The following is a 22,961-nucleotide window of genomic DNA, read 5'->3' as shown; positions in this document are numbered from 1 at the left end:
CGGCATCTTGCCGACACTTTTTCGGGTGAAAAAAACTGCGGACGGCGCGTCCGCAGTTGCGTGGCATCAGGCAAACAGCCTTTGTGCCAAACTCCCGCCCGGCGTGATGTTTGCACCGAGCATTTCCTGTTGTGTTGCCAACACATAAGTGCGCACTTCCTTGAGCCAATCGGTAGAAAGCTGCTGGATTTGGTCGTCCACCAGCTCCAAGCCCAATGTGGACGACAAGCGCACCGCCAAATTCATAAATTGGTCGAAATTGCCCTCGCCGGGTGGCACGCGGGTGATGTCGAACAACATGCTGAAACCTTTATACGGCTGGCTGGCGAGCAGGCTGGACGTAAAACGGCTGCCGTCCAGCGTAACGATGGTGTATTTGATGTCGCCGCCCGTGTCGGCAAAGCCGAACACGCCTTCTTCCAGCAATTGGAAACCCGCTTCTTCGAGCGCCGAGCGCAGTTCCGCCCCCAAAATGCCGATGCGCGACACCAAATGAATGGCGATGGTTTGGTCCACTTGGGCGCACAATTCGTCCAAAGGACGGGCGTTTGCCAAAAACGCGCCGATGTCGTCCACCACCGCTTCGCCGTCCATGCTTTGCGCCAGCATATCGACCTGTTGTCCGAACAATTGCAGCTCGCGCTCGTCTGCCAAACCGTTGCGGCTGATGGCCTGCAAACCGATGGCAAAGGCTTGGTATTGCACGCCCGGAATCGGCTCGGCAATTTGGAACAGCCCGTCCATGGTGCAGCCGACGATTTGGAAGCGGTGGCGGTTGGACAGGCGCGGATAGGCGAGCAGTTCCGTGCCTTCGCGCAGGGAAACGTATGCCATGTAGTCGGCACGGGGGTCGAACCACGGCAGGTCGCTGTTTTTCAGGTCGGCAAACGGTATCAGCAGGGGCTTGGGCGGGGCGGCGGGCGCATCATCGCCGCCGTCATCGGTGGGCAGTGCTACCGCCACGGCTTTGTCGGCGGCGGGCGTGTCGCTGCTGCCGAGCATGCGGGCAAAGGTGGCTTTGATTTCGCTGACCAAGCCGTGTCCTTCCTGCTGCGGGGCGGGGGCGGGCGGTGCGTGGTGTTCGGGTTCGGTGCGGACGCTCGGTACGGGCGCGGCTTCGGCAGACGGGTGGTCGGGTTGGCGGGCAAGCGGCACTTCGCGGGGAGGCGTTTCGTGGTCGAAACGGACGCCGTCATCGTCTTCGTCTGCAAAGCGCGAAACGTCGTCGGCGATTTGTCGGGTGGCGTGGTCTTGCGTTTGCCCCACCGGTGCTGCTGCGGGTGCGGCTTCGATGAACACGCCGTCGTCGGGGTCGTCGTCGGCGGGCGGCGGCGGGGTTTTGCCCACGATGGAGGGCTTCAGGCGCTTGCGTTCGCGTTTGACATCGTCTTGGGCATTGCGCGGCAGGGTGGCGGGCGCGACGTCGTGTTCGTGAACGGCATTGTGTCCGTCCCGCACGGATTGCAGTTGTACGCCCATCAGTGCGTCGCGGTCGGCATGACCGAATTGGCGGCGGATTTTGTTGCGGTAGCTTTTTTCCTGAAGCATGTTGTACCCCAACATGCCCCCCAATACGACACACAATGCAATAATGATTAGTAACAGAATGTTATCCATTGCTTTTCGTCTCAAGCAGGTTAATCGCGTTATTATAGCGGAAGTTGCCTGATAGGGGCAGCTTTACCGCTTTGGGGTTTTATCATATTGCTTATTTGCCGATTGTTCAAGCGCGGTATTGTCGCCACAATCCGACAATGCCCTATGCGCCGGCCGTTTTTTGCGGCAGCAAATCGAGTTTGTCCATCAAGATGCGGTCGCGGTCTTCTTCGGGGTTGTCGGTGGTGAGCAGCTTGTCGCCGTAAAACACCGAGTTGGCGCCCGCCAGAAAACACATCGCCTGCATGGCTTCGGGCATGGCGTTGCGCCCCGCACTCAGGCGCACGTAACTGCGGGGCATGGTAATCCGCGCCACCGCCACCGTGCGGACAAATTCCGTCCAGTCCAAGTCTTCGGCATGTGCCAAAGGCGTGCCTTCGACTTTAATCAGTTGGTTGATGGGCACGCTTTCGGGCTGGGGGTCGAGGTTGGCAAGGCTGGCAATCAGCCCCGCACGTTCGGCGCGGGTTTCGTTCATGCCGACAATGCCGCCGCAGCAGACTTTCAAGCCGGCTTGGCGCACTTTGCCCAGTGTGTCCATGCGGTCTTCGTGGCGGCGGGTGTGGATGATGTCGTTGTAGCGGTCGGGGTCGGTGTCGAGATTGTGGTTGTAGTAGTCCAAGCCCGCCTGTTTCAGGTCTTCCGCCATGCCTGTTTCCAGCATGCCGAACGTACCGCAGGTTTCCAAGCCCAGTGCTTTGACTGATTTGATGATTTCGCACACGGCGGCAACGTCGTCCGGTTTGGGGCCGCGCCATGCCGCGCCCATGCAAAAACGGCTGGCACCGCGTGCTTTGGCGATTTTGGCTTTTTCAACGATGTGGGACACGTCCAACATTTGCGATTTTGGCAAACCCGTGTTGTAGTGCGCCGACTGCGGGCAATATTCGCAATCTTCGGGGCAGCCGCCCGTTTTGATGGACAACAGCGTGGAGAGCTGGATTTCGCGGGGGTTGAAATGGCGGCGGTGGATTTCGGCGGCGCGGTACACCAAGTCCAAAAACGGCTCGTCAAACAGGGCTTCGACTTCGCATTTGCGCCAATATTGGGCGGTGGGGTGGGGTTTGGGTTCGGTTTTGCGGCGCAGCGCAACGGGCGAGAGGGACATGGTGCGGATTCCTGAACAGAACGGTGGGGGACGTGGTGAAAAACGATGTTTGTACTTTATTTTTCGTCATTGCCGGCGAATTGTCAAGAGCATTTACTCTTTAACTGCGTGTGTTTGCTTGAGTATTTTTCATCTTGTTTCTTTTCGGTTTGAACCCCCGCCGTTCACGGCTTTATTATTCGGGCGGGGCGTAACTCCGTCCGAATCGGGGCAAGGCACAGGGCTGCACTTTGTGCAGCCCTATGAGTTGAAACATGAAAATCAGCCTGATGCCGGCAATGCAAAAAGACCGCAAGCCGGAGTGTTGCGGTCTTTGGTGTGTGTGCCGGCAAAGCCGTGCCGGAATGACGGCGGTGGTTCGGGCGCGTCATCAACGGCTTTGCGTAGCGGTTTTTCAAGCCAAAACCCGCAGATGCAAGGCGAAAATCCGCGCAAAGTCGGGTATCTTGCAGGGATTTTCAACGCGGCAGGTGCGGATTTTGGCTGAACATACCGCCGCATAAGTTAAATAACGATACGCCTTTAGCCCAAATTGTTTTCGGCATCGACCAAGGAGCGGCGTGCCAATGCCAAGTTGGAACGCGAACGCTCCAATACGGAATACAGGAACAAACCGTCGTGGCTGCGCAGGGGGCGCAACAGGTGGTATTGTTTGCCCAGAGTAATCAGAATATCTTCAATGTGGTCTTTCAAACCGAGCATCTGCATGGTTTTCATTTTGGCACGCATCACTTCGGTATTGCCTGCGGCGGCAATTTCCAAATCCACTACGGCAGAACCGCCGCCTGCCAGCAACATGCCGCTCGAATAGTCCACCACTGCTGCGGCGAGGGCGCCGTCCACATTCAGCAGCTCTGATACGGTTTTATCGAAATTCATAAGAAATAACTCCAAAAAATTGACAGATTGATACGCTTTGGTTCTGCTTGCAGACGGCAGAACCGCCATCATTGCCGGTCGGCGGAAAACCGGCCGGTTTCGGTACGGACTGATGCGCCGACAGCGCATCAAGCCTGCCCTGTAAAGCGTACCGCTCGAGCGTTTACCGGGCTTGCACGCATCGGGCATCGGGTTGCGGACAACGCCGATGCATTTTCCGTAAGCCAATGTGATTATACTGCTAAAGTTTTGCTGCCGCAAAGTAAAAATGCGTTGGATTGCGGGGTGTTTGTGCCTGCGGATGTGCAGGTGTGCGCGTTGTGGTGCGGAAATACAACACCATTGCGGCGTGCGGGCGTGATTTTTTTGACCTTAATTTGGTTTCAGTGTATTGATAAATAATGATTCTGTGCGGCTTTGCCCGTTTTTTGCCGCAGCAGGCGGCGGACGCTGCTTTACGCCCTTGTGCGCCATCGGCTAGAATGCGCTTGAGTTTGTCCATTTTTGTTTTACGAAGGAATCCGTTTATGAAGCAGTCTTTTTTTGCCGCATTTGCTGCCGTTTTTGCCGTTTTTCTGGTGCTGTCGGTGCCGGATACGGCGCGTGCGGACGGCAGCACCATCGGTTTTTATGTACAGGGCGATGTGGGCTTGACCAATCTGCGTGCCGAAACGGCGTTTAAAGACCTCAACGGCGTGGGCGATTGGAAAGCAAGCTACAAAGAATCGGCGCTGCTGCCGCGTGTGAGCATGGGGCACGATTTCGGCGACTGGCGCGTGGCGGGCGACTACACCCATTACAAACAGGTGGAAGCCGTTTCGGGAAACAAAAAAAGCAAAAGCCGTGCCTACGGTGCGGGCGTGTCGGTGATTTATGACGTGCCTGTGTACGTTGCCGGCGTGCAGCCTTATGTGGGCGGGCGGCTGTCGGTAAACAACATCCGTCAGGAAGTGTCGGCACCCGGTACGGTGGCGAAAGACAGCGACACCAAACTCAGCCCCGGCGTGATGGCGGGGGTGGGCTACCGTGTGGCGCGGAACATGGTGGTGGATACGGGCTACCGCTACAACCATTTGGACGGCAAACTCAAAGCGCACGAACTGACGGTGGGTTTGCGTTATTCGTTCCGTTGAGTTCGGGCTTGAACAATACTACAAACAAGGAAAGCGCATCATGGTAAACAAATCTCAGGCGCTGGCGGTAACGCTGGCGGTGTGCGGCGCGGCGGCGCAGACGGCATCGGCAGACGGCACGGGCGGCGTGTATGTGCAGGGCGACATCGGCGTGGCGGCGTTGCAGGTGGGCAGCGATGCCCGCGACCGCGCCGTTTCGGGGCTGACGCAGCGCGTGTATCGCCGCAGCACCGTGCTGCCGCGTTTGGGCGGCGGTTATGATTTCGGCGATTGGCGATTGGGCGGCGACTACACCCATTATCCGCGCATCAGCAAAGGCAAATATGCCAAAGCGCAGGCGCAAAGTTTGGGCGTGTCTGCCATTTACGATGTGGACACCGGCACGGCGCTGCAACCTTATGTGGGGGCGCGTTTGTCGCTCAATCGGGTCAAATCCACGTTTGGCGATGAAGACGAATACATCGCCCACGACAAAATCCGCGTCAGTCCGGGCGTGATGGCGGGCGTGAGCCTGCAGGTGGACAGGCAGGTGGCGGTGGACGCGGGCTACCGTTACAACCACATGGATGCGAACATGAAAGCGCACGAAGTATCCTTGGGCATGCGCTATACTTTCTGAACCGGAAATGATGGGTGCCGAACCGATATGGCGGCAGGCGGCGGCAAAGCGTTTGAACGTGCTTGCCGCCGCTTCGCTTGTCGCGCTGTGGTGCGGGCAGATGGGGCGTTACCACTATTTTTTGGAGCTGTTTGCCCATTTTTTGCCGCATTACGCCCTGATATTGCTTGTGGCGGCGTGCGCGGGGCGGGGCAAAACGCGGCTGCTGTGGCTGGTATCGGCAACGGCGTGCGCCGTGTGGCTGCTGCGCCCGCCGCCCGCCCGTGCCCCCGTGTCCGCCAACGGGTGGACGCTGCTGTGGTACAACGTGCATTTTGAAAACGCCGACCCCGCCGCCGAAAGCGTACGCATCTTGGCAGAACGCGCCGACATCGCCGCCTTTGCCGAATTGGACGAAAACCGGCCCGCGTGGTCGCGTGTGCGCCAAGCCTACCCCCACGGCTGCGGACACCGCGAAGCAGGGCCGTTTGCGCTGGTGTTGTGGTCGCGGCAGCCGCTTGCCGCGTGCGAAACGTTTTTTGTGGACGCAGTTCCCTATGTCCGTGCCGTGCGAGAAGACGGTACGGCGGTGTATGCCCTGCATCCGCCCCCGCCCGTCAATGCCTATCTTGCCGGCGTGCGCCGCGACTATTTGCGCGCTGCCGCCGAAAAAATTGCCCGCGAAACGGACGTGGTGGTGGTGGGCGACCTGAACAGCAGCCCGTTTTCGCCCGTATTCCGCGACTTTGCCGCGCACGCCCGCATCACGGCACAAACACCCGCCTATTTGCCCACTTGGCAACCGTTCGGGCTGAACATCGACCATGTTTTGAGCCGCGAACCCGCGCAGTCGGTACGCGCTTTGGCATGGCGGCATTCCGACCACCGTCCGCTTGTGGCACGATTTTCAGCCGTCAAATGACGGTACGCGCCCTGCCAACGGTGTTGGTGCAAAATTCCCATTTCCATTCCATAAAAAAGTGCGCCCTCATGACGCACTTTTCGTTTGCTCAACGCACTTCCAAACGCAGCAGCCGTATGCCCAAGCCCAAACCCATCAGGCTGATAATCAGATACAGAATATACGATGTGCCGTGCCATGCCCCGAAGCCCCCGCCCAGCAGATTGGGCAGCCAATGGCTCTGTCCGTGTTTGAGCGCGTGAATCACCGGATTGACCACCCACTCCGCAAAGGCGAGCAAGGTCAGCAGCAGGGCAATCCAACGGCGTGTGAAACGCCCCTTTTCGTGCCGCAAGGGCAGGGTGTGACGGCAGGTCAGCCATGCGGTGCTCCATGCCGCCAGCCCCGTCCAATTGGCAATGTGGAACAAGATGCCCGCAATGCGCCCCGCTTCGGTCTTGTCCAATTGGTTGAACAGCACCAGCGATGCCGCATAAAAACCAATCTGCATGCCCAGCCACAGCGCCACGGCTAATGCGCTCAAACGTTTCACGCGCTGCTCCGTCAAATGTATTGCACGGCGATGATTTCGTATTCGCGCACGCCGCTTGGCGCCTGCACTTCCGCCACATCGCCTTCTTCTTTGCCAATCATGGCGCGGGCAATGGGCGAGTGCAGGGAGATTTTGTTTTGTTTGATGTCTGCTTCGTCGTCGCCGACAATTTGGTAGGTGACTTCTTCTTCGCTTTCCAAATCCGACAGGGTAACGGTGGCGCCGAACACCACGCGCCCTTCGGCGTGGATTTCTTTGGGATTGATGACGTGGGCGTGCGAGAGTTTGTTTTCGATTTCGGCAATGCGCCCTTCGATGAAGCCTTGGCGCTCTTTGGCGGCTTCGTATTCGGCGTTTTCCGACAAGTCGCCGTGCGAACGCGCTTCGGCAATGGCGGCAATCACTTCGGGGCGGGCAACGCTTTTGAGGTGTTTGAGCTCGTTTTTCAACAGCGTTTCGCCGTGTGCGGTGATGGGGATTTTGTTCATCGACATTCCTTTTCGTATCTGTTCTGTGTGCTGCCAAATGGCAAACCGCCCGATTGCGGGGCAATCGGGGCGAGACAATATAAAAACGCAAGCCGCCAATCGGATTGGGGGGGCGGCTTGCGGGGGGTAATCGGGCTATTGTACCAAATTGCCCGAAAAAGGCAACGGCATTATTTCAAAGGCGGCATGCCCATGTGTTCCATCAGAAAATTGGTAAACGCGGGGTTGTTCGGGCGTGGCGACATGGCGTGCCAGCGCTGCGCCCAGCCGCGCAGGGCGCTTTCCACCAGTGCTTTGGATTGGGCGGGGTCGATGGCGCCGCGCTGGCTGTCCACCGCCGAACGCAGGTAGATTTCGTACACGCTGTCGTCTACGGGATTGCTGCCGACCAAGCCCAAGCGGAAACGGTTCAGGTGCTGTGCGGCTTGAACTTTGCTCAAGCGTCCGCCATTGACCTGCATGCCCAAACGTTGGGCTTCGGCGCGTATTTTGGCAACGTCCGTCCAGTGGCTGGGGGCAAGACGGTAGTTTTCGGCGGGCGTGTAAGACGGCACCACCTGCGTGGTACGGGCGTAGCCGGAGGGCGTGGGGGTAACATTGACGCTGCACGCGCCGGTGAGCGCGGTGAGTATGCAGACCGCGCCGATGCGTTTGGAAATAATAGGCATGGTAATGTATGGGTTGCGGTTAGTCTGAAACGGCAATCTTAACTGATTGGCGGGGTTTTGCACAAATTCCGCGCCCGTACGGTGTGGCATTTGTGCGGCATAACGGCACATCTTACCCGCAAACCGTGTATGGAGGCGCACGGTTTGTGCAAAATTTTGTTGGCGGAGCGTTGCCCCGCCCGAACCCGCGCTCAACGGCAGGCGCCGACACATTCGCCCACCAAAGCGGGGCCGCGATACACCATGCCACTGTAAACCTGCACCGCCGTTGCGCCCAAACGGCGTTTGCGTGCCGCATCTTCGCCCGACAAAATCCCGCCCGCGCCAATTACCGGCACTTTGCCCGCCACGGCAGATGCCAAATTTGCCAGCACGCGGTCGGACGCTTCGCGCACGGGTGCGCCGCTCAAACCGCCCGCTTCCTGTGCCAGAGGTGATGCGCCCAATGCCGATTTGTCGATGGTGGTGTTGGTGGCGATGATGCCGTCGATTTCGGTTTGCAGCACGATGCGGGCGATGTCGGCGGTTTGCGCCTCGTCCAAATCGGGGGCGATTTTCACGGCAAGCGGAACGTAACGCCCGTGTGCGCCGTGCAGTGCCGCCTGTTTGTTTTTCAAGGTTTCCAACAGCTTGGACAATTCGTCCCCGCCTTGCAAATCGCGCAGGTTTTTGGTGTTGGGCGAGGAGATATTGACGGTAATGTAGGAAGCGTGCGGATAGGCTTTTTCCAAACCAATCAGATAATCATCGGCGGCGCGTTCCATCGGCGTGGCGGCGTTTTTGCCGATGTTGATGCCCAACACGCCTTTGAAATTGGCGGCGCGGACGTTGGCAATCAAACGGTCGATGCCGTCGTTGTTGAAGCCCATGCGGTTGATGACGGCGTGGTGTTCGGGAATGCGGAACAGGCGCGGTTGCGGATTGCCCGCTTGCGGCAGGGGCGTTACCGTGCCGATTTCGATGAAGCCGAAACCGAGTGCCGACAGGGCATTGATGTATTCGCCGTTTTTGTCCAGCCCCGCCGCCAAGCCGACAGGGTTGGGCAAATCCAGCCCCATCAGCTTGACGGGCGTGCCTTCGGCGGCGGGGGCTTTCCAGCCGCACGCCGCAGCATATTTCAGCGCGTTCAGGGCATGACGGTGCGCACTTTCGGGGTCGCAACGGAACAACAAGGGGCGCAGCAGGGCGTAAACGTCCATAAGATTCGTCCTTTACAGGCAAGATATTGAAAAAATTATTTGATGAACAGGGCAACCGTTACCGCCACCAGCGTCATCGCAAACACCACCCAGCGCATGGCATCGGGAGAGAGCTTCAGGGCAACGCGCACGCCAATCAGCGCACCGGCAACGTTGCCCGCCGCCAGTGCCAAACCCAGCGTCCACCACACTTGCCCCTGCACGATGAATATCAGCAGGGCAACGGCGGTAAAGCCGAGCGTGCACAATACTTTCAAAGCATTGGCGCGGACGGGGTCGTAGCGCAGCAGCGCCACCAGCAGGGGCAGCATCAGCAAGCCCACGCCCGCTTGCACGAAACCGCCGTAGATGCCCGCACAAAACATGCCCGCCCATGCTTTGCGGTGGCGGTTGATGTTTACCGGCTCGGTGTCGGGGCTGTGGTGGAGCAGATTGGGCTTGAACAGCATCATCGCCGCCACCGCCAGCATCACCAGCAGCAGCGCGGGCTTGAGCAGGTGGTTGGGCAAAACCGATGCCGCCGCCGCACCGAGCGCACCGCCGAGCAGGGTGGGCAGCATAATCTGCCACACTTGCAGGGCAGGGGGGATTTTGTCGGCTTTGGCAAAGCCGTGAATGCCGGTGAGCGACTGCAAAAACACGCCCACGCGGTTGCTGCCGTTGGCGATGTCGGGCGGCACGCCGAAAATCATCAGCATCGGCAAAATAATGTTCGAGCCGCCGCCCGCTACGATGTTCAACACGCCCGCGCCCACCGCCAGCACGATGACGGCAATGTATTGCCAAAGCGTTAAATCTGTCATGGAAATCCTTTTTTCAGGCTGTTTGAAAATATTTCAAATCAATCGGATATTGTCTGTTGTGCCGTCATTCCCGCGCAGGCGGAAATCCAAGCGCATTTTCAGACAAAGTTTTGTTATCAAACAATATGGATTCCCGCATTCGCGGGAATGACGGGTGTGTTTTCAGGCTGCCTGAAAACGGTTTCAGTAGGGTTTTTTAAACGAATCCAGCCATTCGCGGGTGCGTTGTTTTTCCTGTTCCAACCATGCTTTGTCGCGCATTGCCTGTGTGGGGCTGAACAGTGCCAATTGCTTCGGGGCGCATGCACGGATAAGTGCATCATGCAGGGCAAGGACGGTTTGTGCGTAAGCGTAGCCGGAGCCATTGCGTTTCCATTCTTCCCAACTTGGCGGTGGATAATGCAGACGTCTCAAATCCATCAATTGTTTACGCGGTTCGCTGTCGGGGTCGTCTTCGGGCAGGCGGTATTCCAAATGCAATTTGGCATGAGTCATTTGGTAAGTGTAGGGCATTAGTTGGTAATCCAGTTCCACATACAGCAATGCCGAATACGGAATGCGGTAAGTCGCAGGGTCGGGGTTGATTTGAAAGGACAGCCCTTGTTCGTCAAGACGGACAAACTCGTTTGTGCGGCGCGAGCGCCACCAAGTATCTATGCCGATGCCGAGACCGATGGCACCTGCCAAACCCGTGCCGACGCCCCACCAATATAATTTGGGATACGCGAATCCCAATAATACCGGCACAATCCACACAAGCATGATAAGCCGGCTGAGGTTTCGGTTGGTGGGATAATGAAAGTGCCATTCGCGTTGCTGCATGGTGTTTTTCCTTGTTCAGGCTGCCTGAAACTTACAAACGAACTTCAATCCCCGCCGCCTGCATTTGCCGTTTCGCTTCGCCGACAGACACTTCGCCGAAGTGGAAAATGCTCGCCGCCAGCACCGCATCGGCGTGTCCCTGCGTAATCCCTTCAATTAAATGTTGGACATTGCCCACGCCGCCCGATGCAATCAGGGGAATGTCCAGCGCATCGGCAACGGCGCGGGTGAGCGGCAGATTGAAACCGCTTTTGGTGCCGTCCCTGTCCATGCTGGTGAGCAGGATTTCGCCCGCGCCGCGCTGCTGCATCTGCCGCGCCCAGTCCACCGCGTCCAGCCCTGTGGCTTTGCGGCCGCCGTGCGTAAACACTTCCCAATGCGTGTTGTCTGCATTGACGGCTTTGGCGTCCACCGCCACCACAATCGCCTGCGAACCGAAAAACGCCGCCGCTTCGCTGACCAAATCGGGATTGGACACGGCGGCGGAATTGATGCCCACTTTGTCCGCGCCCGCATTGAGCAGGCGGCGGATATCGGCCAGCGAGCGCACGCCGCCGCCAACGGTAAGCGGAATAAACACTTGCGAAGCCACCGCTTCAATGGTGTGCAAAATGGTGTCGCGGTTGTCGCTGCTGGCGGTGATGTCCAGAAAAGTGAGTTCGTCCGCGCCCTCGTCGTTGTAGCGTTTGGCAACGGAAACGGGGTCGCCCGCATCGCGCAGTCCGACAAAATTCACGCCTTTGACCACGCGGCCGTTGTCCACGTCGAGGCAGGGGATAATCCGTTTGGCAAGCATCAAAATTCCTTTGCAAACAAAATTTCGGGCGTACCGCAAACGGCACGCCCGAAAGGGGAGTGTGGGCGGCAAAAAACCGTGGTGCCGGCGGGCGGCGGGTTTTTTGCCGGGGTGGGGCGTGTCGTGCTGCGGGTGCTGCGTTGTGCGGCCGCATAGCGGTATGCCCCGCAAACGTTCAGGCAATCCAAGAGCCGACTTTCGCCATGCCTTCCGCGCTGAACAGCCATTGCGCCAAAAAGAACCAGCCCACCGCCGAAGCGATGGCAATGGTGAGATTGACAGACATATTGGTGGAGTAGCGGTCAATCAGCTCCAAGGTAACCACCGAATAAATAAACAAAATGCCCCATACGGCAAGCATGACGGAATTAAATTCGGGCGGACCGCTCCATTCCATCAGGCTTTTTGCCACGATGGCGGTGAGGGTGATACCCAGCGATTCCAACACCGAATTGACATCACGGTTTGCCGACCAAATGCACCAAAAGCCCAGCACAAAGGCGGTAAGCATAAATGCGCCGTTCATAATTTTTCCTTTTTGATTTTTAATTCAAAGAATAATGCTTGGCAGCAGCACGAATGCGCGTCAGCCCGACACGGCGGGTGCGGACAATTCGTCTGCCAAACGCTGTGCTTGGGCAAAATCCAAGCTGCCTTCGTAAATCGCCCGTCCGGTAATCGCGCCGTGAATGCAGCTTGCGGCGCACAGGGCGCGTACATCGTCCAAGCCGCTCAATCCGCCCGATGCGATGACGGGCATGCCGGTGCTTTGTGCCAAAGCGGCGGTGGCGGCAACATTGACGCCGCTCATCATGCCGTCCCGCCCGATGTCGGTGTAAATCACCGCATTCACGCCGTCATCGGCAAAGCGTTTTGCCAAATCGGCGGCGCGGTGCCTGGTAACGACCGCCCAGCCGTCAATCGCCACCATGCCGTCTTTGGCATCGATGCCGACAATGATGCGTCCCGGAAATTCGCGGCAGGCTTCGGCAACAAGGGCGGGATTGTTCACCGCCGCCGTGCCGATAATCACATCGTGCAAACCCAAAGCCAGATAACGCTCGATGGTGTGCAAATCGCGAATGCCCCCGCCCAACTGCACGGGCATTTTGTCTGCCACCGCCGCCAAAATGGCCGCCACTGCTTCGGCGTTTTGCGGCTTGCCGGCAAATGCGCCGTCCAAGTCCACCAAATGCAAACGCCTTGCGCCCTGTTGTTGCCAGTGGACGGCGGTTTCGGCGGGCGAGTCGGAAAACACGGTCGCCTGTTCCATCAAGCCCTGCTTGAGGCGGACGCATTGCCCGTTTTTCAAATCGATGGCGGGAATCAGCAGCATAATCAATACCTGAGCGGTTGGGGTTTACAAATATCGGGCGGAAATTAGCGTTATTTTACACAATTCGCCCGAAAAGGTGCAATCGGATTGCCCCTCAGGGCTGCCAGTTTAGAAAATTCCGCAACATCAGCAAGCCCGCATCGTGGCTTTTTTCGGTGTGGAACTGGGTGGCAAACACGTTGTCGCGGGCAACGATGCAGGCGAAAGGGTCGGGGTAGTCGCTTTCGCCGGCAACGGTTTGCGGCTCTGCGGGGGCGAAGTGGTAGCTGTGGACGAAGTAAAAGCGCGTGCCGTTGGCAATGTCGGCAAACATCGGGTGCGGACGGGTTTGGCGCACGCTGTTCCAGCCCATGTGCGGGATTTTCAGGCGTGTGCCGTGCGGGTCGCGCTGACCGTGTGCAAAGCGTTTGACCGTGCCGCGAAAATGCCCCAAGCCTGCGGTGTCGCCTTCTTCGCTGCGCTCGAACAGCAGTTGCGCCCCCACGCAGATGCCGAAAAAGGGTTTGTGCCGCAGGGCGTGCGACAGGGCTTCGTCCAAGCCGTTGCGCTGCAGTGCCGCCATGCAGTCGGGCATCGCGCCTTGTCCGGGAAAGACGATTTTGTCGGCGGCGGCAAGGGCTTCGGGGCGGTCGGTCAGGGCGATGTCGGCGGCGGTGCGGGCAAGGCGGGCGGCAGCCTGTACCGATTTGAGTACGGAATGCAGGTTGCCCATGCCGTAGTCCACAATGGCGATTTTCATCGAAACTCCTTTGCGTTGGGTGGTTCGCGTTGTCTGTGTGGCGTAGGATTATAACAGAACAGGGGGAAATCCGTTTGGTATCCGCAGCGTGCGGTGATGGCGGTGCGGGGCTTATGTTTCGATGTGTACGGACGGGATTTTTGCCCATGCGTGGCGGCACGATGGGGCTTGGGCAAGGGGCAGCCGCAGGGTCAGGCGGCAGTCGAGCTGCAAATTTTGTGAGATGGTGTAAGCGCCGTGTTGTTTTGCCACGCGCAGCACTTCGCTCAAATCGGCGTAGGCGCAAACCAGTGCGGTTTCGCATTCGATGTTTTTTTCGATGATTTCGGCGGCAGCAAGGGCGGCGGCGGTGGCGGTTTTGTAGGCGTGAATCAAGCCGGGAACGCCCAGCAGCGTGCCGCCGAAGTAGCGCACCACCACCACCAGCGTGTCGGTCAGCCCGAAAGCGTCAATCTGCCCCAAGATGGGACGCCCCGCGCTGCCTGCGGGTTCGCCGTCGTCGTTGGCGCGGAAGCGGTTGCCGTCTGTGCCCAGACGGTAGGCGTAGCACCAGTGGCGGGCTTTGTGGTGGGTTTGGCGCAGGGTGCCGGTGTGTTGTTTGACGTGCGCTTCGGTGCAGACGGGGAAGGCGTAGGCGGTGAAGCGGCTGCCTTTGTCTTTAAACATGCCTTCGGCGGGGGCGGCAAGGGTGCGGTAGCTCAGTTCCATGTTTTGTTTTTGGCGGTTTGTCCGATGCCCGGATTGAAGCTGTTGGTGGGGTCGAGACGGCGGTAGAAGTCTGCCAGTTCGGGGTCGGCGCGGTAGAGGTGTCCGACATTGTGTTCGGCGGGATAGCGTGCGCCGCGCCGGTCGAGCAGTTGCAGCATGGCGTGTTCGATTGCCGTGCAGTCCTTGCCTTGTTTGACGAGGTAGTCTTGGTGGAAGACGTGGCAGAAGAAGTGTCCGTAGTAGAGCTTGCGGGCGATTTGGGCGTCGAGTTCGGGCGGAAGGCGTTCAAACCAGTCGCGGTCGTTGCGGCGCAGGGCGATGTCGAGGGCGACGATGTCGGCGATGTCGCGATGGTGGACGGCGCGGTAGCGTACGGCGGCGGAAGCAACGGCGAAGCGGTGCAGCATGGCGGCTTGGGCTTCTTGGGGGCTGCATTCGGCAAACGCGCCGGTGTGCGGGTCGGCAAAGTATTGTTGCAGGTAGGTGCGGGTTTCGGCGGTGCCTGCGCCGGCGGTTTTGATGATGAGGTGGTGTTCGTAGTCGTTGCGGTAGCGGCGCAGCAGGGGCGGCAGGTGGGCGGGCAGCAGCCGCGACAGGGCTTGCAAAATGCGGTCGCTGCTGTGCGGGGGCAGGAGGCGGTCGGCGAAGGCTTTGGCGGCAAACAGCTTGGGCAGGTGGCGTGTTCCCGCGTATTTGATGAAGTAATAGAGGTCTTTGCCGTATTGTTCTGCCAAGTCGAAGGCGTCGCGGTGGATGTATTCGCCGGAAACGGGCAGGTGGGCGAAGCTGCCGAGCATGTCGCGGCGCAGTTCGGTGAGTGCGGCGGTGCTGTTGCTGCCGATGTAGAATACGGCGGTGTCGGTGTCGGCGGGGAAGGTGTCCAGCCGCACGGCAAACACCGCCACGCGCCCCGCGCTGCCCGATGCGTCGTGGTGGCGGGCGGGGTCGGCGTTGAAGCGGGCGGGGGTGTCGGCGTCGATTTGGCGGACGTGGCGGCAGTAGTCGTGGTCATGTCCTTTGCCTTGACGGGAGATGTTGCCGAAACGTCCGTGCTGGAGGTTGTCCAAGATTTGTTCGGGGGTGTCGCCCAAGTCGATGCCCAGATGGTTGACCAGCTCCAAGCCGCCCGTTTCGTTGCGCCGTGCAAACACCGCCATTTCGGTGTAGGCGGGGCCGCGCCGCACCAGTGCGCCGCCGGAGTTGTTGCACACGCCGCCGACCACCGATGCGCCGATGCAGGACGAACCGATGACCGAATGCGGTTCGCGTCCCAAAGGCTGTAGGCGGTTTTCCAATTCGTAGAGCGTGGCGGCGGGCAGGCAAACGGCTTGGCGGTTGTCGTCTATCAGAAAAATCCCTTTCAGGCGCATGGTGTTAATCAGCACGACGGGGCGGTCGTAGCTGCCGTGCGGGGTCGAGCCGCCGGTCAAGCCCGTGTTGGCGGCTTGGCAGATGACCACCGCATCGGCATCGGTACACGCCTGCAACACCTGCCAGTATTCCGACAAGGTGGCGGGGCGCACCACCGCCAGCGCACTGCCCGCACCAAAACGGTAGCCCGTGCAAAAAGGCTCGGCGGCACGGCCGGTCAGCACATGGGACGCACCGACAATGCGGCGCAGCAAATCGGCAAGCGACATCAGCAAAACCCTTGCGAAAAAATCCCATTTTACGCCACAATTGCCGCCAATAAAACCCGAAAGCCCCGCCCCGTGTTTCAACGCACAGGGCTGCACATCAAGCATAGCCCCATGCCTTGCCCTGATTCGGACGGCGTTCCCCCCGACCGAATCAAAAACGGTTTTAACGCCGTGAACGGCGGGGTTGCACACCGAAAAGGAATTTTGATGAACACCCTGATTTTCGGCTTCGGCTTTCTCGGACGCCCTTTGGCGGAAGCCCTGTGGCAGCGCGGCACGCCCGTGCGCGCCGTCAAACGCCGGCTCACTTCGGACGACATCAACCTGCCCTTTGAATTGGACACACTCGCTCTCACGCCCGACAGCTTCCTGCCCGCATGGGCGGATTGCCGCGCATGGGTGTTTTTGCTGCCGCCCGCGCCACTGCCCGACTACGCCGCCACCATCGGCGCACTCGCCCGCACTGCCGCACACTGCGGCGCGGCACAACTGGTGTTCGGCAGCAGCATTTCCGTGTACGGCGACCGCGCCCGCGAATGCAACGAACACAGCCCGCCCGAACCCGCCACCGCTTCCGCGCAAGCCATTGTCGCGGCGGAACAAGCCTGCTTGGCAAGCGGCGTGGCGAATATCGACATACTCCGTTTCGGCGGACTGTATGCCGCAGAACGCCACCCCGTACACAGCCTGCTCAAACGGCAAAACAACACCGGTGCCAACCGCCCCGTCAATATGGTGCATCGCGACCTTGCCGTAGCCGCCCTGCTGCGGGCGCTCGACACCCCGAACGGCGTGCGCGTCCGCAACATCGTAGAACCGGCGCACCCGCGCAAAGCCGCGTTTTACGCCGCCGAAGCCGCCAAACTCGGGCTGCCCGCCCCGCACTTTGCCGACCACGACGACGGCGCGGGCAAAACCGTCCGCAGCGCATACCGCGACCTTGTTTGAACGCCGTTTGCACCTGCCCCGCCTATCCGCTAAAATGGCGCGTTTTGTTTACAGCACCCGATTGTTTCAACCCGAAAAGGAATTTCGATGAAAACCGCACAAGAACTGCGCGCCGGCAACGTGTTTATGATTGGCAACGACCCGATGGTGGTACAAAAAACCGAATACATCAAAGGCGGACGCTCTTCTGCCAAAGTGAGCATGAAACTGAAAAACCTGCTCACCGGCGCCGCTTCCGAAACCATCGTCAAAGCAGACGACAAATTTGACGTGATTGTTTTGTCGCGCAAAAACTGCACCTACAGCTACTACGCCGACCCGATGTACGTCTTTATGGACGAAGAATTCAACCAATACGAAATCGAAGCCGAAAACATCGGCGACGCGCTCAAATTCATCGTGGACGGCATGGAAGACGTGTGCGAAGTAACCTTTTACGAAGGCAACCCGATTTCGGTGGAGCTGCCCACCATCATCGTGCGCGAAGTGGAATACACCGAGCCTGCCGTCAAAGGCGACACCTCCGGCAAAGTGATGAAAACCGCACGCTTGGTCGGCGGCACCGAAATCCAAGTGATGGCGTATGTGGAAAACGGCGACAAAGTGGAAATCGACACCCGCACCGGCGAGTTTCGCAAACGCGCCTAAGGCGTGCCATCAATTAAACTTTTCTACTGTAAATCAGCACAATACAAAAACGCCGTCATTCCCGCGAATGCGGGAATCCAAGTCAAAGCACGACAAGCCTTGATAAAACATCACTTGCCAAGCATCGGACAGTGGATTCCCGCATTCGCGGGAATGACGGATTTTTTATATTGCACTGAATTTTCAGCATAAAAAATCAATTGATGACACGCCCTAGCCTGAGGGTTGTTTGTATCGATGTGAAAAAAGAATGGATTATACGGTAGATAACACAAGGAATAGGTCTATTTGCTTTCTGCCATCATCAAGAACCGATTGATACTCTTTTTCCAAAACTCATTATTTTGTACCCGATAAATTAAATCAGATAAATCAAGCTCTTTCTTTTCTTTAAGATATATAACATCTGTTTGTAATTTTTCAACTTCCTCTAAAAACATTTCATCTTGATTTAAGATAATTACCAACTCTTCCAACGATATTTTTAAATGTGAACCAAAATACATATGGTCAAATTCTAAAGTGGTATCAACAATCCAAGAGTGAAAGTTTTGTTTGTCCGAATAATATTGTTTTAAATAAGCCAGCTTTTTATCTAATTGATATGCTGCTTTATTTAATACGTTGTGTTTGTATAAGTATCTTTCATCAATGCCTGCTCGGATAAAACTGGATTTGACTTCAATGAGTAATACCGTATCATCTTGTATGATAACCAAATCCATTTCTCCAACCGATTTATCATCAGGCATAAAAGAGCTTGTAACTTGCAACCCGTGTTGTTTAAATAAATTAGCCAGATTTTTTTCAATCAATGCTGTTTCTTTTCGTAATTCTTTACGGTTTTTATAAGTTTTTCTAATGCTATTGACAGCAGTTGTGTATAAATCTTGCTCACCTAAACAATGGGGCAAGCTAAATATGAAATCACCAATTCTATAAAAAGGTTTTTCTGATAAGTCGGTGCGTGTAACATGGTTTAAATCGTGAGACCAAAATTTTAAAATCTCTAACATTTTCTTGGTTTTTGCAGTTTTACTTTCCTTGCCTGTAATCCAGTTATATAGAGAACGCGCTTTTTGGTTTATATCATCAAATGCTAAAACCGTTCTGACTTTTCCGGTTTGCCGACCTTGCTCCATCATAACTATTAATGCTTCGTGTGGTAACAAATTTTTTTCATAAACCAGAGACAAAAACGGTTCCAGATGGTCGGTTTGATAAAATACTTGTGCAGAAGTAATTGTTGTTATTGCATCGTGTAAATTATAAATTTTTCCATTAATTGATAATTCTTCTATACCATATATATCTTTCAACCAAAACAGAATGCTAAATCGTTTGCAAAGTGCTTGCATTCCTGCTTCACCAACAGATTGATAAATTTGATTTATATTATCTTCAGTTAAAGATAAGCCCAATAATTTCATGCCGCTATAGTCATTGTAAAGTTGCAATACTCCTCTTTTCTCATTAAAACAGTCTTCCTCATCTTTTTCATAGTAGCAATAGCTTGGAATAATTTCATTTTTCCAAATATTTAAATTTGCCCAGTTTGCAACCAATTCGCAAAATAATTGATATTCATATAAATGAAATTTATCTACTTTACCGCTTAATAAAGGAAAAATCTTTTTGGCTATTGCAGAGAAAATTTTATTTTGATTTAATGTTTTCTCCCGACAAGAACCTTGAATAATTTTATCTATCACTATCCATATATCTTGATTTCGCAGAGTATAAAACTCCCCCATGTCAATTTGAAAAGGTATTTTTATGTTTTCAGTTTTTCCTACAACAAATTGATATAAATATAATCCCGATAGAATTAAAGCGTCTAATTGAGTTAAATTTAGCTTTTTCTTTATTTCATTACACTTATCTTTTCTTTGTAAATAATTCTTTCTAAAATGATTGGTCGTTTGAATAAATTCAGATAAAGTATTGCTATTGAGATTTTCCAAATATATAGTCAATTCATTCCATGTATTTTTTTGAAAGTCTGAAATTATGCCTGACAGGCGAGTGGCATTAATAAAAGATTGTTCATCTAAACCAATCATCTTTTTATATAAATCATAGTCTATTTTTCCAAGACGGATATACTGTCCAAACGACCATAAATAATCTTCACTTTGAAAAATATCAATCGTTAAATAATTAATAAAATATGAGTGCCAAAAAATATCATACTTGTTTTCTTTTTGAGACAGTTTTGGTGAGCTATTCTGATACATTAAAACCCGTACGATTTCAAATAATGCAGTACCAGTGTCGGATTCTTTTTCCAAAAGTTGAAATTTCTTTTCATAATAGTTTTGCATTTGGCATTTACCATCGTGTAATGAAGGAAGTTTTAGATTTTACCTAAAAAATAAAAAATCGGCTATTTCAGCAACCATTCCCTACGTAGGCTGCCTGAATTGTTTTGCCAAGCACTTTTCGCTATCATAAGCCGTTTACACAAACCCACCCAAGGAACACGCCATGACCGTCATCAAAAAAGAAGACTTTATCCAAAGCATTGCCGATGCTTTCCAATTTATCAGCTACTACCACCCCAAAGACTATATTCAAGCCCTGAGCAAGGCATTGGAACGCGAGGAAAACCCCGCCGCCCGCGATGCGATGACGCAAATCCTTGCCAACAGCCGCATGTGCGCCGAAGGCCGCCGCCCCATCTGCCAAGACACGGGCATCGCCACCGTGTTTTTGAAAATCGGCATGGACGTGCGCTGGGACAGCGATATGAGCGTACAGGAAATGGTGGACGAGGGCGTGCGCCGCGCCTACAACTGGGAAGACAACAAACTCCGCGCCTCCGTACTCGCCGACCCTGCGGGCAAACGCTTGAACACCAAAGACAACACCCCCGCAGTCGTCCATATGGAAGTCGTCAAAGGCGACCGCATTCACGTTACCTGCGCGGCAAAAGGCGGCGGCTCGGAAAACAAATCCAAAATGGCGATGCTCAATCCTTCGGACAGCATCGTGGATTGGGTGCTGAAAACCGTGCCGACCATGGGTGCGGGCTGGTGTCCTCCGGGCATTTTGGGCATCGGCATCGGCGGCACGCCCGAAAAAGCCGCGTTGCTGGCGAAAGAATCGCTGATGGACCACATTGACATTCACGATTTGCAAGACAAAGCCGCTTCGGGCGCGGAGCTGTCCACCGTAGAAAAACTGCGTTTGGAACTGTTTGAAAAAGTAAACGCTTTGGGCATCGGCGCACAAGGTTTGGGCGGTTTGACCACCGTTTTGGATGTGAAAATTTTGGATTACCCCACCCACGCCGCGTCCAAACCCGTTGCCATGATTCCCAACTGCGCCGCCACCCGCCATGTGGAATTTGAATTGGACGGAAGCGGCGCGGCGCAACTGGAAGCGCCGTCTTTGGACGATTGGCCCGACATCACCTACCACGCCGAAAACGGTATCCGCGTGAATCTGGACACGCTCACCAAAGCAGACGTGGCGCAATGGAAAATGGGCGACGTGCTGCTGCTCAACGGCAAAATTTACACCGGCCGCGATGCCGCGCACAAACGCATGGTGGACATGCTCAACAAGGGCGAGCCTTTGCCTGTGGATTTTACCAACAAGATGATTTACTACGTCGGGCCGGTTGACCCCGTGCGCGATGAAGTGGTCGGCCCCGCCGGCCCCACCACCGCCACGCGCATGGACAAATTCACCCGCCAAATGCTTCAGGAAACGGGATTGCTGGGCATGATTGGCAAATCCGAGCGCGGCGAGGCTGCCTGCGAAGCGATTGCCGAACACGGCGCGGTGTATCTGATGGCGGTGGGCGGTTCGGCGTATCTGGTTGCCAAAGCCATCAAACAGGCGAAAGTGGTGGCGTTTGCCGATTTGGGCATGGAAGCGATTTACGAGTTTGAAGTGAAAGACATGCCGGTTACGGTGGCGGTGGACAGCCAAGGTCAGTCCGTCCACGCCGTTGCCCCGCGCAAGTGGCAGGCGAAAATCGGCATTATTCCCGTGAGCGCGGCGTAAACACTTCCGCCCCCCGTGCGGCGGCAACAGACCGCCGTCATGCCTGTGCATGACGGCGTTTTTCATCTTATTTCTTTTCGGTTTGAAGCCCCGCCGTTTGCGGCGGTAAAATGGTTTTTTATTCGGGCGGGGCATAACGCCGTCCGAATCAGGGCAAGGCATAGGGCTGTGCTTCAGGTGCAGCACCGTGCGCGGGAACACACATACGGAGAACGGTTATGATGACGGGCATTGAATTTTGGGGCTTGGATTTGGGCGTGATGGCGTTTTTGATTGTCGGGGCGGCGGTGGCGGGCTTTATCGATGCGCTGTGCGGCGGCGGCGGTTTGATTTCCATTCCCGTTTTGCTGACGGCGGGTTTTTCGCCCGCACAGGCGATTGCGGCAAACAAGCTGCAAGGTGCGGTGGGGGCGTTGGCGTCCACGCATTATTATGCGGGCAAGGGCGTTTTGGACAAACGGCGTTTGTGGGCATTGCTGCCGCCCGCGCTGTTGGGCGGGGGCTTGGGGACGTTGGCGATACAGTTTGTCGGCAACCGTTTTATGAGCTATGCGCTGCCGGTGATGCTGATTCTGATGGCGGCGTATTTTGCCTTTTCCAAGCAAATCAAAGACGAGCCGCGTACTGCCAAAATGGGTGTGGCGGCGTTTTCGTTTACCGTGGTGCCGTTGATTGGTTTTTATGACGGCTTTTTCGGGCCGGGCGCGGGAACGTTTTATCTGGCGGCGGTAACCATGCTGCTGGGCATGAGCCTGACGGCGGGCATGGCGTATTCGCGAGTGTTGAATTTGGCGAGCAACTTGGTTTCGCTTGCCATTTTTATTTACTTGGGCAAAATGGTGTGGCTGGCGGGGATTTTGATGACGGTGGGGGAAGTGGCGGGCGTGTATTTGGGTTCGCACTTGGTGTACAAAAACGGGGCGAAGCTGGTTAAGCCTTTGGTGGTGGTGGCGTGTGTGGCGATGGCATTGAAATATTTGTTTTGGGGAAATTAGGGTGTGTCATTAATTATAGTTAAAAAGCAAGCGTAGATACCATCTTTCCAGTCAAGCTCCCGTAGCAGAAATTTCCAACTGACGGGACTGATAAACCGTTTGATGCTTCAATACGCCAAAGCAAATATGTACCAATTTACGCATCGCCGCGCCCAATGCCTGCATCGGCGTTTTTTGCCTTTGCAGCAGACGGGCGTATTGGGCGGCAATATCAGGGTTGTATTTCTTTGACACGACCGCAGGCAGATACAAGGCCGCACGCAATACTGCCGAACCTTTTTTGGATAACATCACCCGCCCCCTTTGCTGTCCCGATTCGTGCATTTTCG

The 22,961-nt window shown here is 55.8% G+C and carries 26 protein-coding genes; 8 read left to right on the top strand and 18 right to left on the bottom strand.

Annotation, left to right across the window (positions count from 1 at the left end; all coding sequences use genetic code 11):
* Positions 1-66: 66 nt before the first annotated feature.
* Positions 67-1,548, bottom strand: coding sequence for a cell division protein ZipA C-terminal FtsZ-binding domain-containing protein (locus G392_RS14205; protein WP_051255633.1), 1,482 nt, complete (start codon positions 1,546-1,548; stop codon positions 67-69).
* A 211-nt stretch (positions 1,549-1,759) separates the two neighbouring features.
* Positions 1,760-2,764, bottom strand: coding sequence for a biotin synthase BioB (bioB, locus tag G392_RS0107480; RefSeq protein ID WP_027009750.1), 1,005 nt, complete (start codon positions 2,762-2,764; stop codon positions 1,760-1,762).
* Here bioB and G392_RS13640 point away from each other — a divergent pair.
* Complete coding sequence (locus G392_RS13640) at positions 2,763-3,251, top strand: hypothetical protein (RefSeq protein WP_156900846.1); 489 nt, start codon at positions 2,763-2,765, stop codon at positions 3,249-3,251. The genes bioB and G392_RS13640 overlap by 2 nt on opposite strands.
* A 35-nt stretch (positions 3,252-3,286) precedes the next feature.
* Here the strand turns inward: G392_RS13640 and G392_RS0107470 are convergent, their stop codons facing one another.
* A complete protein-coding gene (locus G392_RS0107470; RefSeq protein WP_027009749.1) occupies positions 3,287-3,643 on the bottom strand; it encodes a hypothetical protein in 357 nt (118 codons plus the stop codon).
* Between the two features lie 241 nt (positions 3,644-3,884).
* The gene (locus G392_RS13930) at positions 3,885-4,145 is read right to left on the bottom strand and encodes a hypothetical protein (RefSeq protein WP_169718751.1); all 261 of its coding nucleotides are present in this window, start codon (positions 4,143-4,145) and stop codon (positions 3,885-3,887) included.
* A gap of 25 nt (positions 4,146-4,170) precedes the next feature.
* Here G392_RS13930 and G392_RS0107460 point away from each other — a divergent pair, with 25 nt between their 5' ends.
* The 3 genes from G392_RS0107460 to G392_RS0107450 are packed head-to-tail and all read left to right on the top strand — an operon-like array spanning position 4,171 to position 6,296.
* Positions 4,171-4,776 carry an opacity family porin gene (locus tag G392_RS0107460; protein ID WP_027009748.1) on the top strand — a complete coding sequence of 202 codons (606 nt, stop codon included), beginning with the start codon at positions 4,171-4,173 and terminating at the stop codon, positions 4,774-4,776.
* 40 nt (positions 4,777-4,816) lie between these two features.
* Entirely contained in the window at positions 4,817-5,395 is a 579-nt protein-coding gene (locus G392_RS12425) for an opacity family porin (RefSeq protein WP_051255632.1), read from the top strand.
* Positions 5,396-5,402: 7 nt separating this feature from the next.
* Complete coding sequence (locus G392_RS0107450; RefSeq protein ID WP_245571947.1) at positions 5,403-6,296, top strand: endonuclease/exonuclease/phosphatase family protein; 894 nt, start codon at positions 5,403-5,405, stop codon at positions 6,294-6,296.
* 88 nt (positions 6,297-6,384) lie between these two features.
* Here the strand turns inward: G392_RS0107450 and G392_RS0107445 are convergent, their stop codons facing one another.
* From G392_RS0107445 to dld, 12 genes are all read right to left on the bottom strand, one after another.
* Positions 6,385-6,828: a DUF4149 domain-containing protein gene (locus G392_RS0107445; protein WP_027009746.1), complete on the bottom strand. Its 444-nt coding sequence runs from the start codon at positions 6,826-6,828 to the stop codon at positions 6,385-6,387.
* An 11-nt stretch (positions 6,829-6,839) separates the two neighbouring features.
* The gene (gene greA, locus G392_RS0107440) at positions 6,840-7,316 is read right to left on the bottom strand and encodes a transcription elongation factor GreA (protein ID WP_027009745.1); all 477 of its coding nucleotides are present in this window, start codon (positions 7,314-7,316) and stop codon (positions 6,840-6,842) included.
* Between the two features lie 170 nt (positions 7,317-7,486).
* Positions 7,487-7,984 (bottom strand): hypothetical protein, encoded by a 498-nt coding sequence (locus G392_RS12420; protein ID WP_027009744.1) that lies wholly within the window; start codon positions 7,982-7,984, stop codon positions 7,487-7,489.
* Positions 7,985-8,175: 191 nt separating this feature from the next.
* A complete protein-coding gene (locus G392_RS0107430; RefSeq protein WP_034334726.1) occupies positions 8,176-9,183 on the bottom strand; it encodes a quinone-dependent dihydroorotate dehydrogenase in 1,008 nt (335 codons plus the stop codon).
* A gap of 35 nt (positions 9,184-9,218) precedes the next feature.
* Positions 9,219-9,986 carry a sulfite exporter TauE/SafE family protein gene (locus G392_RS0107425; protein WP_027009742.1) on the bottom strand — a complete coding sequence of 256 codons (768 nt, stop codon included), beginning with the start codon at positions 9,984-9,986 and terminating at the stop codon, positions 9,219-9,221.
* Between the two features lie 183 nt (positions 9,987-10,169).
* On the bottom strand, positions 10,170-10,808 hold the full coding sequence (locus tag G392_RS0107420; RefSeq protein WP_027009741.1) for a hypothetical protein: 639 nt from the start codon (positions 10,806-10,808) through the stop codon (positions 10,170-10,172).
* Positions 10,809-10,839: 31 nt separating this feature from the next.
* Positions 10,840-11,604 carry an imidazole glycerol phosphate synthase subunit HisF gene (gene hisF / locus G392_RS0107415; RefSeq protein ID WP_169718749.1) on the bottom strand — a complete coding sequence of 255 codons (765 nt, stop codon included), beginning with the start codon at positions 11,602-11,604 and terminating at the stop codon, positions 10,840-10,842.
* Between the two features lie 175 nt (positions 11,605-11,779).
* Complete coding sequence (locus G392_RS0107405; protein WP_027009738.1) at positions 11,780-12,130, bottom strand: hypothetical protein; 351 nt, start codon at positions 12,128-12,130, stop codon at positions 11,780-11,782.
* A 60-nt stretch (positions 12,131-12,190) separates the two neighbouring features.
* Positions 12,191-12,940 (bottom strand): 1-(5-phosphoribosyl)-5-[(5-phosphoribosylamino)methylideneamino]imidazole-4-carboxamide isomerase, encoded by a 750-nt coding sequence (gene hisA / locus G392_RS0107400; RefSeq protein WP_027009737.1) that lies wholly within the window; start codon positions 12,938-12,940, stop codon positions 12,191-12,193.
* 94 nt (positions 12,941-13,034) lie between these two features.
* Positions 13,035-13,679 (bottom strand): imidazole glycerol phosphate synthase subunit HisH, encoded by a 645-nt coding sequence (gene hisH, locus G392_RS0107395; protein WP_027009736.1) that lies wholly within the window; start codon positions 13,677-13,679, stop codon positions 13,035-13,037.
* Positions 13,680-13,790: 111 nt separating this feature from the next.
* Entirely contained in the window at positions 13,791-14,387 is a 597-nt protein-coding gene (locus G392_RS12415) for an IMPACT family protein (protein ID WP_034334725.1), read from the bottom strand.
* Positions 14,378-16,027 (bottom strand): D-lactate dehydrogenase, encoded by a 1,650-nt coding sequence (dld, locus tag G392_RS0107385; RefSeq protein WP_027009735.1) that lies wholly within the window; start codon positions 16,025-16,027, stop codon positions 14,378-14,380. Before dld ends, G392_RS12415 begins: the two co-directional genes overlap by 10 nt.
* A 207-nt stretch (positions 16,028-16,234) precedes the next feature.
* Here dld and G392_RS0107380 point away from each other — a divergent pair, with 207 nt between their 5' ends.
* A complete protein-coding gene (locus tag G392_RS0107380; RefSeq protein ID WP_027009734.1) occupies positions 16,235-16,975 on the top strand; it encodes a Rossmann-fold NAD(P)-binding domain-containing protein in 741 nt (246 codons plus the stop codon).
* Positions 16,976-17,062: 87 nt separating this feature from the next.
* A complete protein-coding gene (gene efp / locus G392_RS0107375) occupies positions 17,063-17,623 on the top strand; it encodes an elongation factor P (RefSeq protein WP_027009733.1) in 561 nt (186 codons plus the stop codon).
* Between the two features lie 284 nt (positions 17,624-17,907).
* Here efp and G392_RS0107370 read toward each other — a convergent pair whose 3' ends face one another.
* Positions 17,908-19,947, bottom strand: a complete 2,040-nt coding sequence (locus G392_RS0107370; RefSeq protein ID WP_156900845.1) for a hypothetical protein — start codon at positions 19,945-19,947, stop codon at positions 17,908-17,910.
* A 163-nt stretch (positions 19,948-20,110) separates the two neighbouring features.
* Between G392_RS0107370 and G392_RS0107360 the strand changes: the two genes are divergently transcribed.
* Together G392_RS0107360 and G392_RS0107355 are read left to right on the top strand one after the other, a co-directional pair.
* Positions 20,111-21,637, top strand: a complete 1,527-nt coding sequence (locus G392_RS0107360; protein ID WP_027009731.1) for a fumarate hydratase — start codon at positions 20,111-20,113, stop codon at positions 21,635-21,637.
* 218 nt (positions 21,638-21,855) lie between these two features.
* On the top strand, positions 21,856-22,632 hold the full coding sequence (locus G392_RS0107355; protein WP_211224357.1) for a TSUP family transporter: 777 nt from the start codon (positions 21,856-21,858) through the stop codon (positions 22,630-22,632).
* A 51-nt stretch (positions 22,633-22,683) separates the two neighbouring features.
* On the opposite strand, the gene G392_RS0107350 is transcribed toward G392_RS0107355, so the two are convergent.
* The coding region (locus tag G392_RS0107350) for a transposase (protein ID WP_027009729.1) at positions 22,684-22,961 on the bottom strand (278 nt) is incomplete at its 5' end.

Source organism: Conchiformibius kuhniae DSM 17694, from assembly GCF_000428785.1.
Classification (GTDB): Bacteria; Pseudomonadota; Gammaproteobacteria; order Burkholderiales; family Neisseriaceae; genus Conchiformibius; species Conchiformibius kuhniae.
The sequence above is the reverse complement of the archived record's forward strand: the minus strand, read 5'-3'. Positions and strand labels throughout refer to the sequence as shown.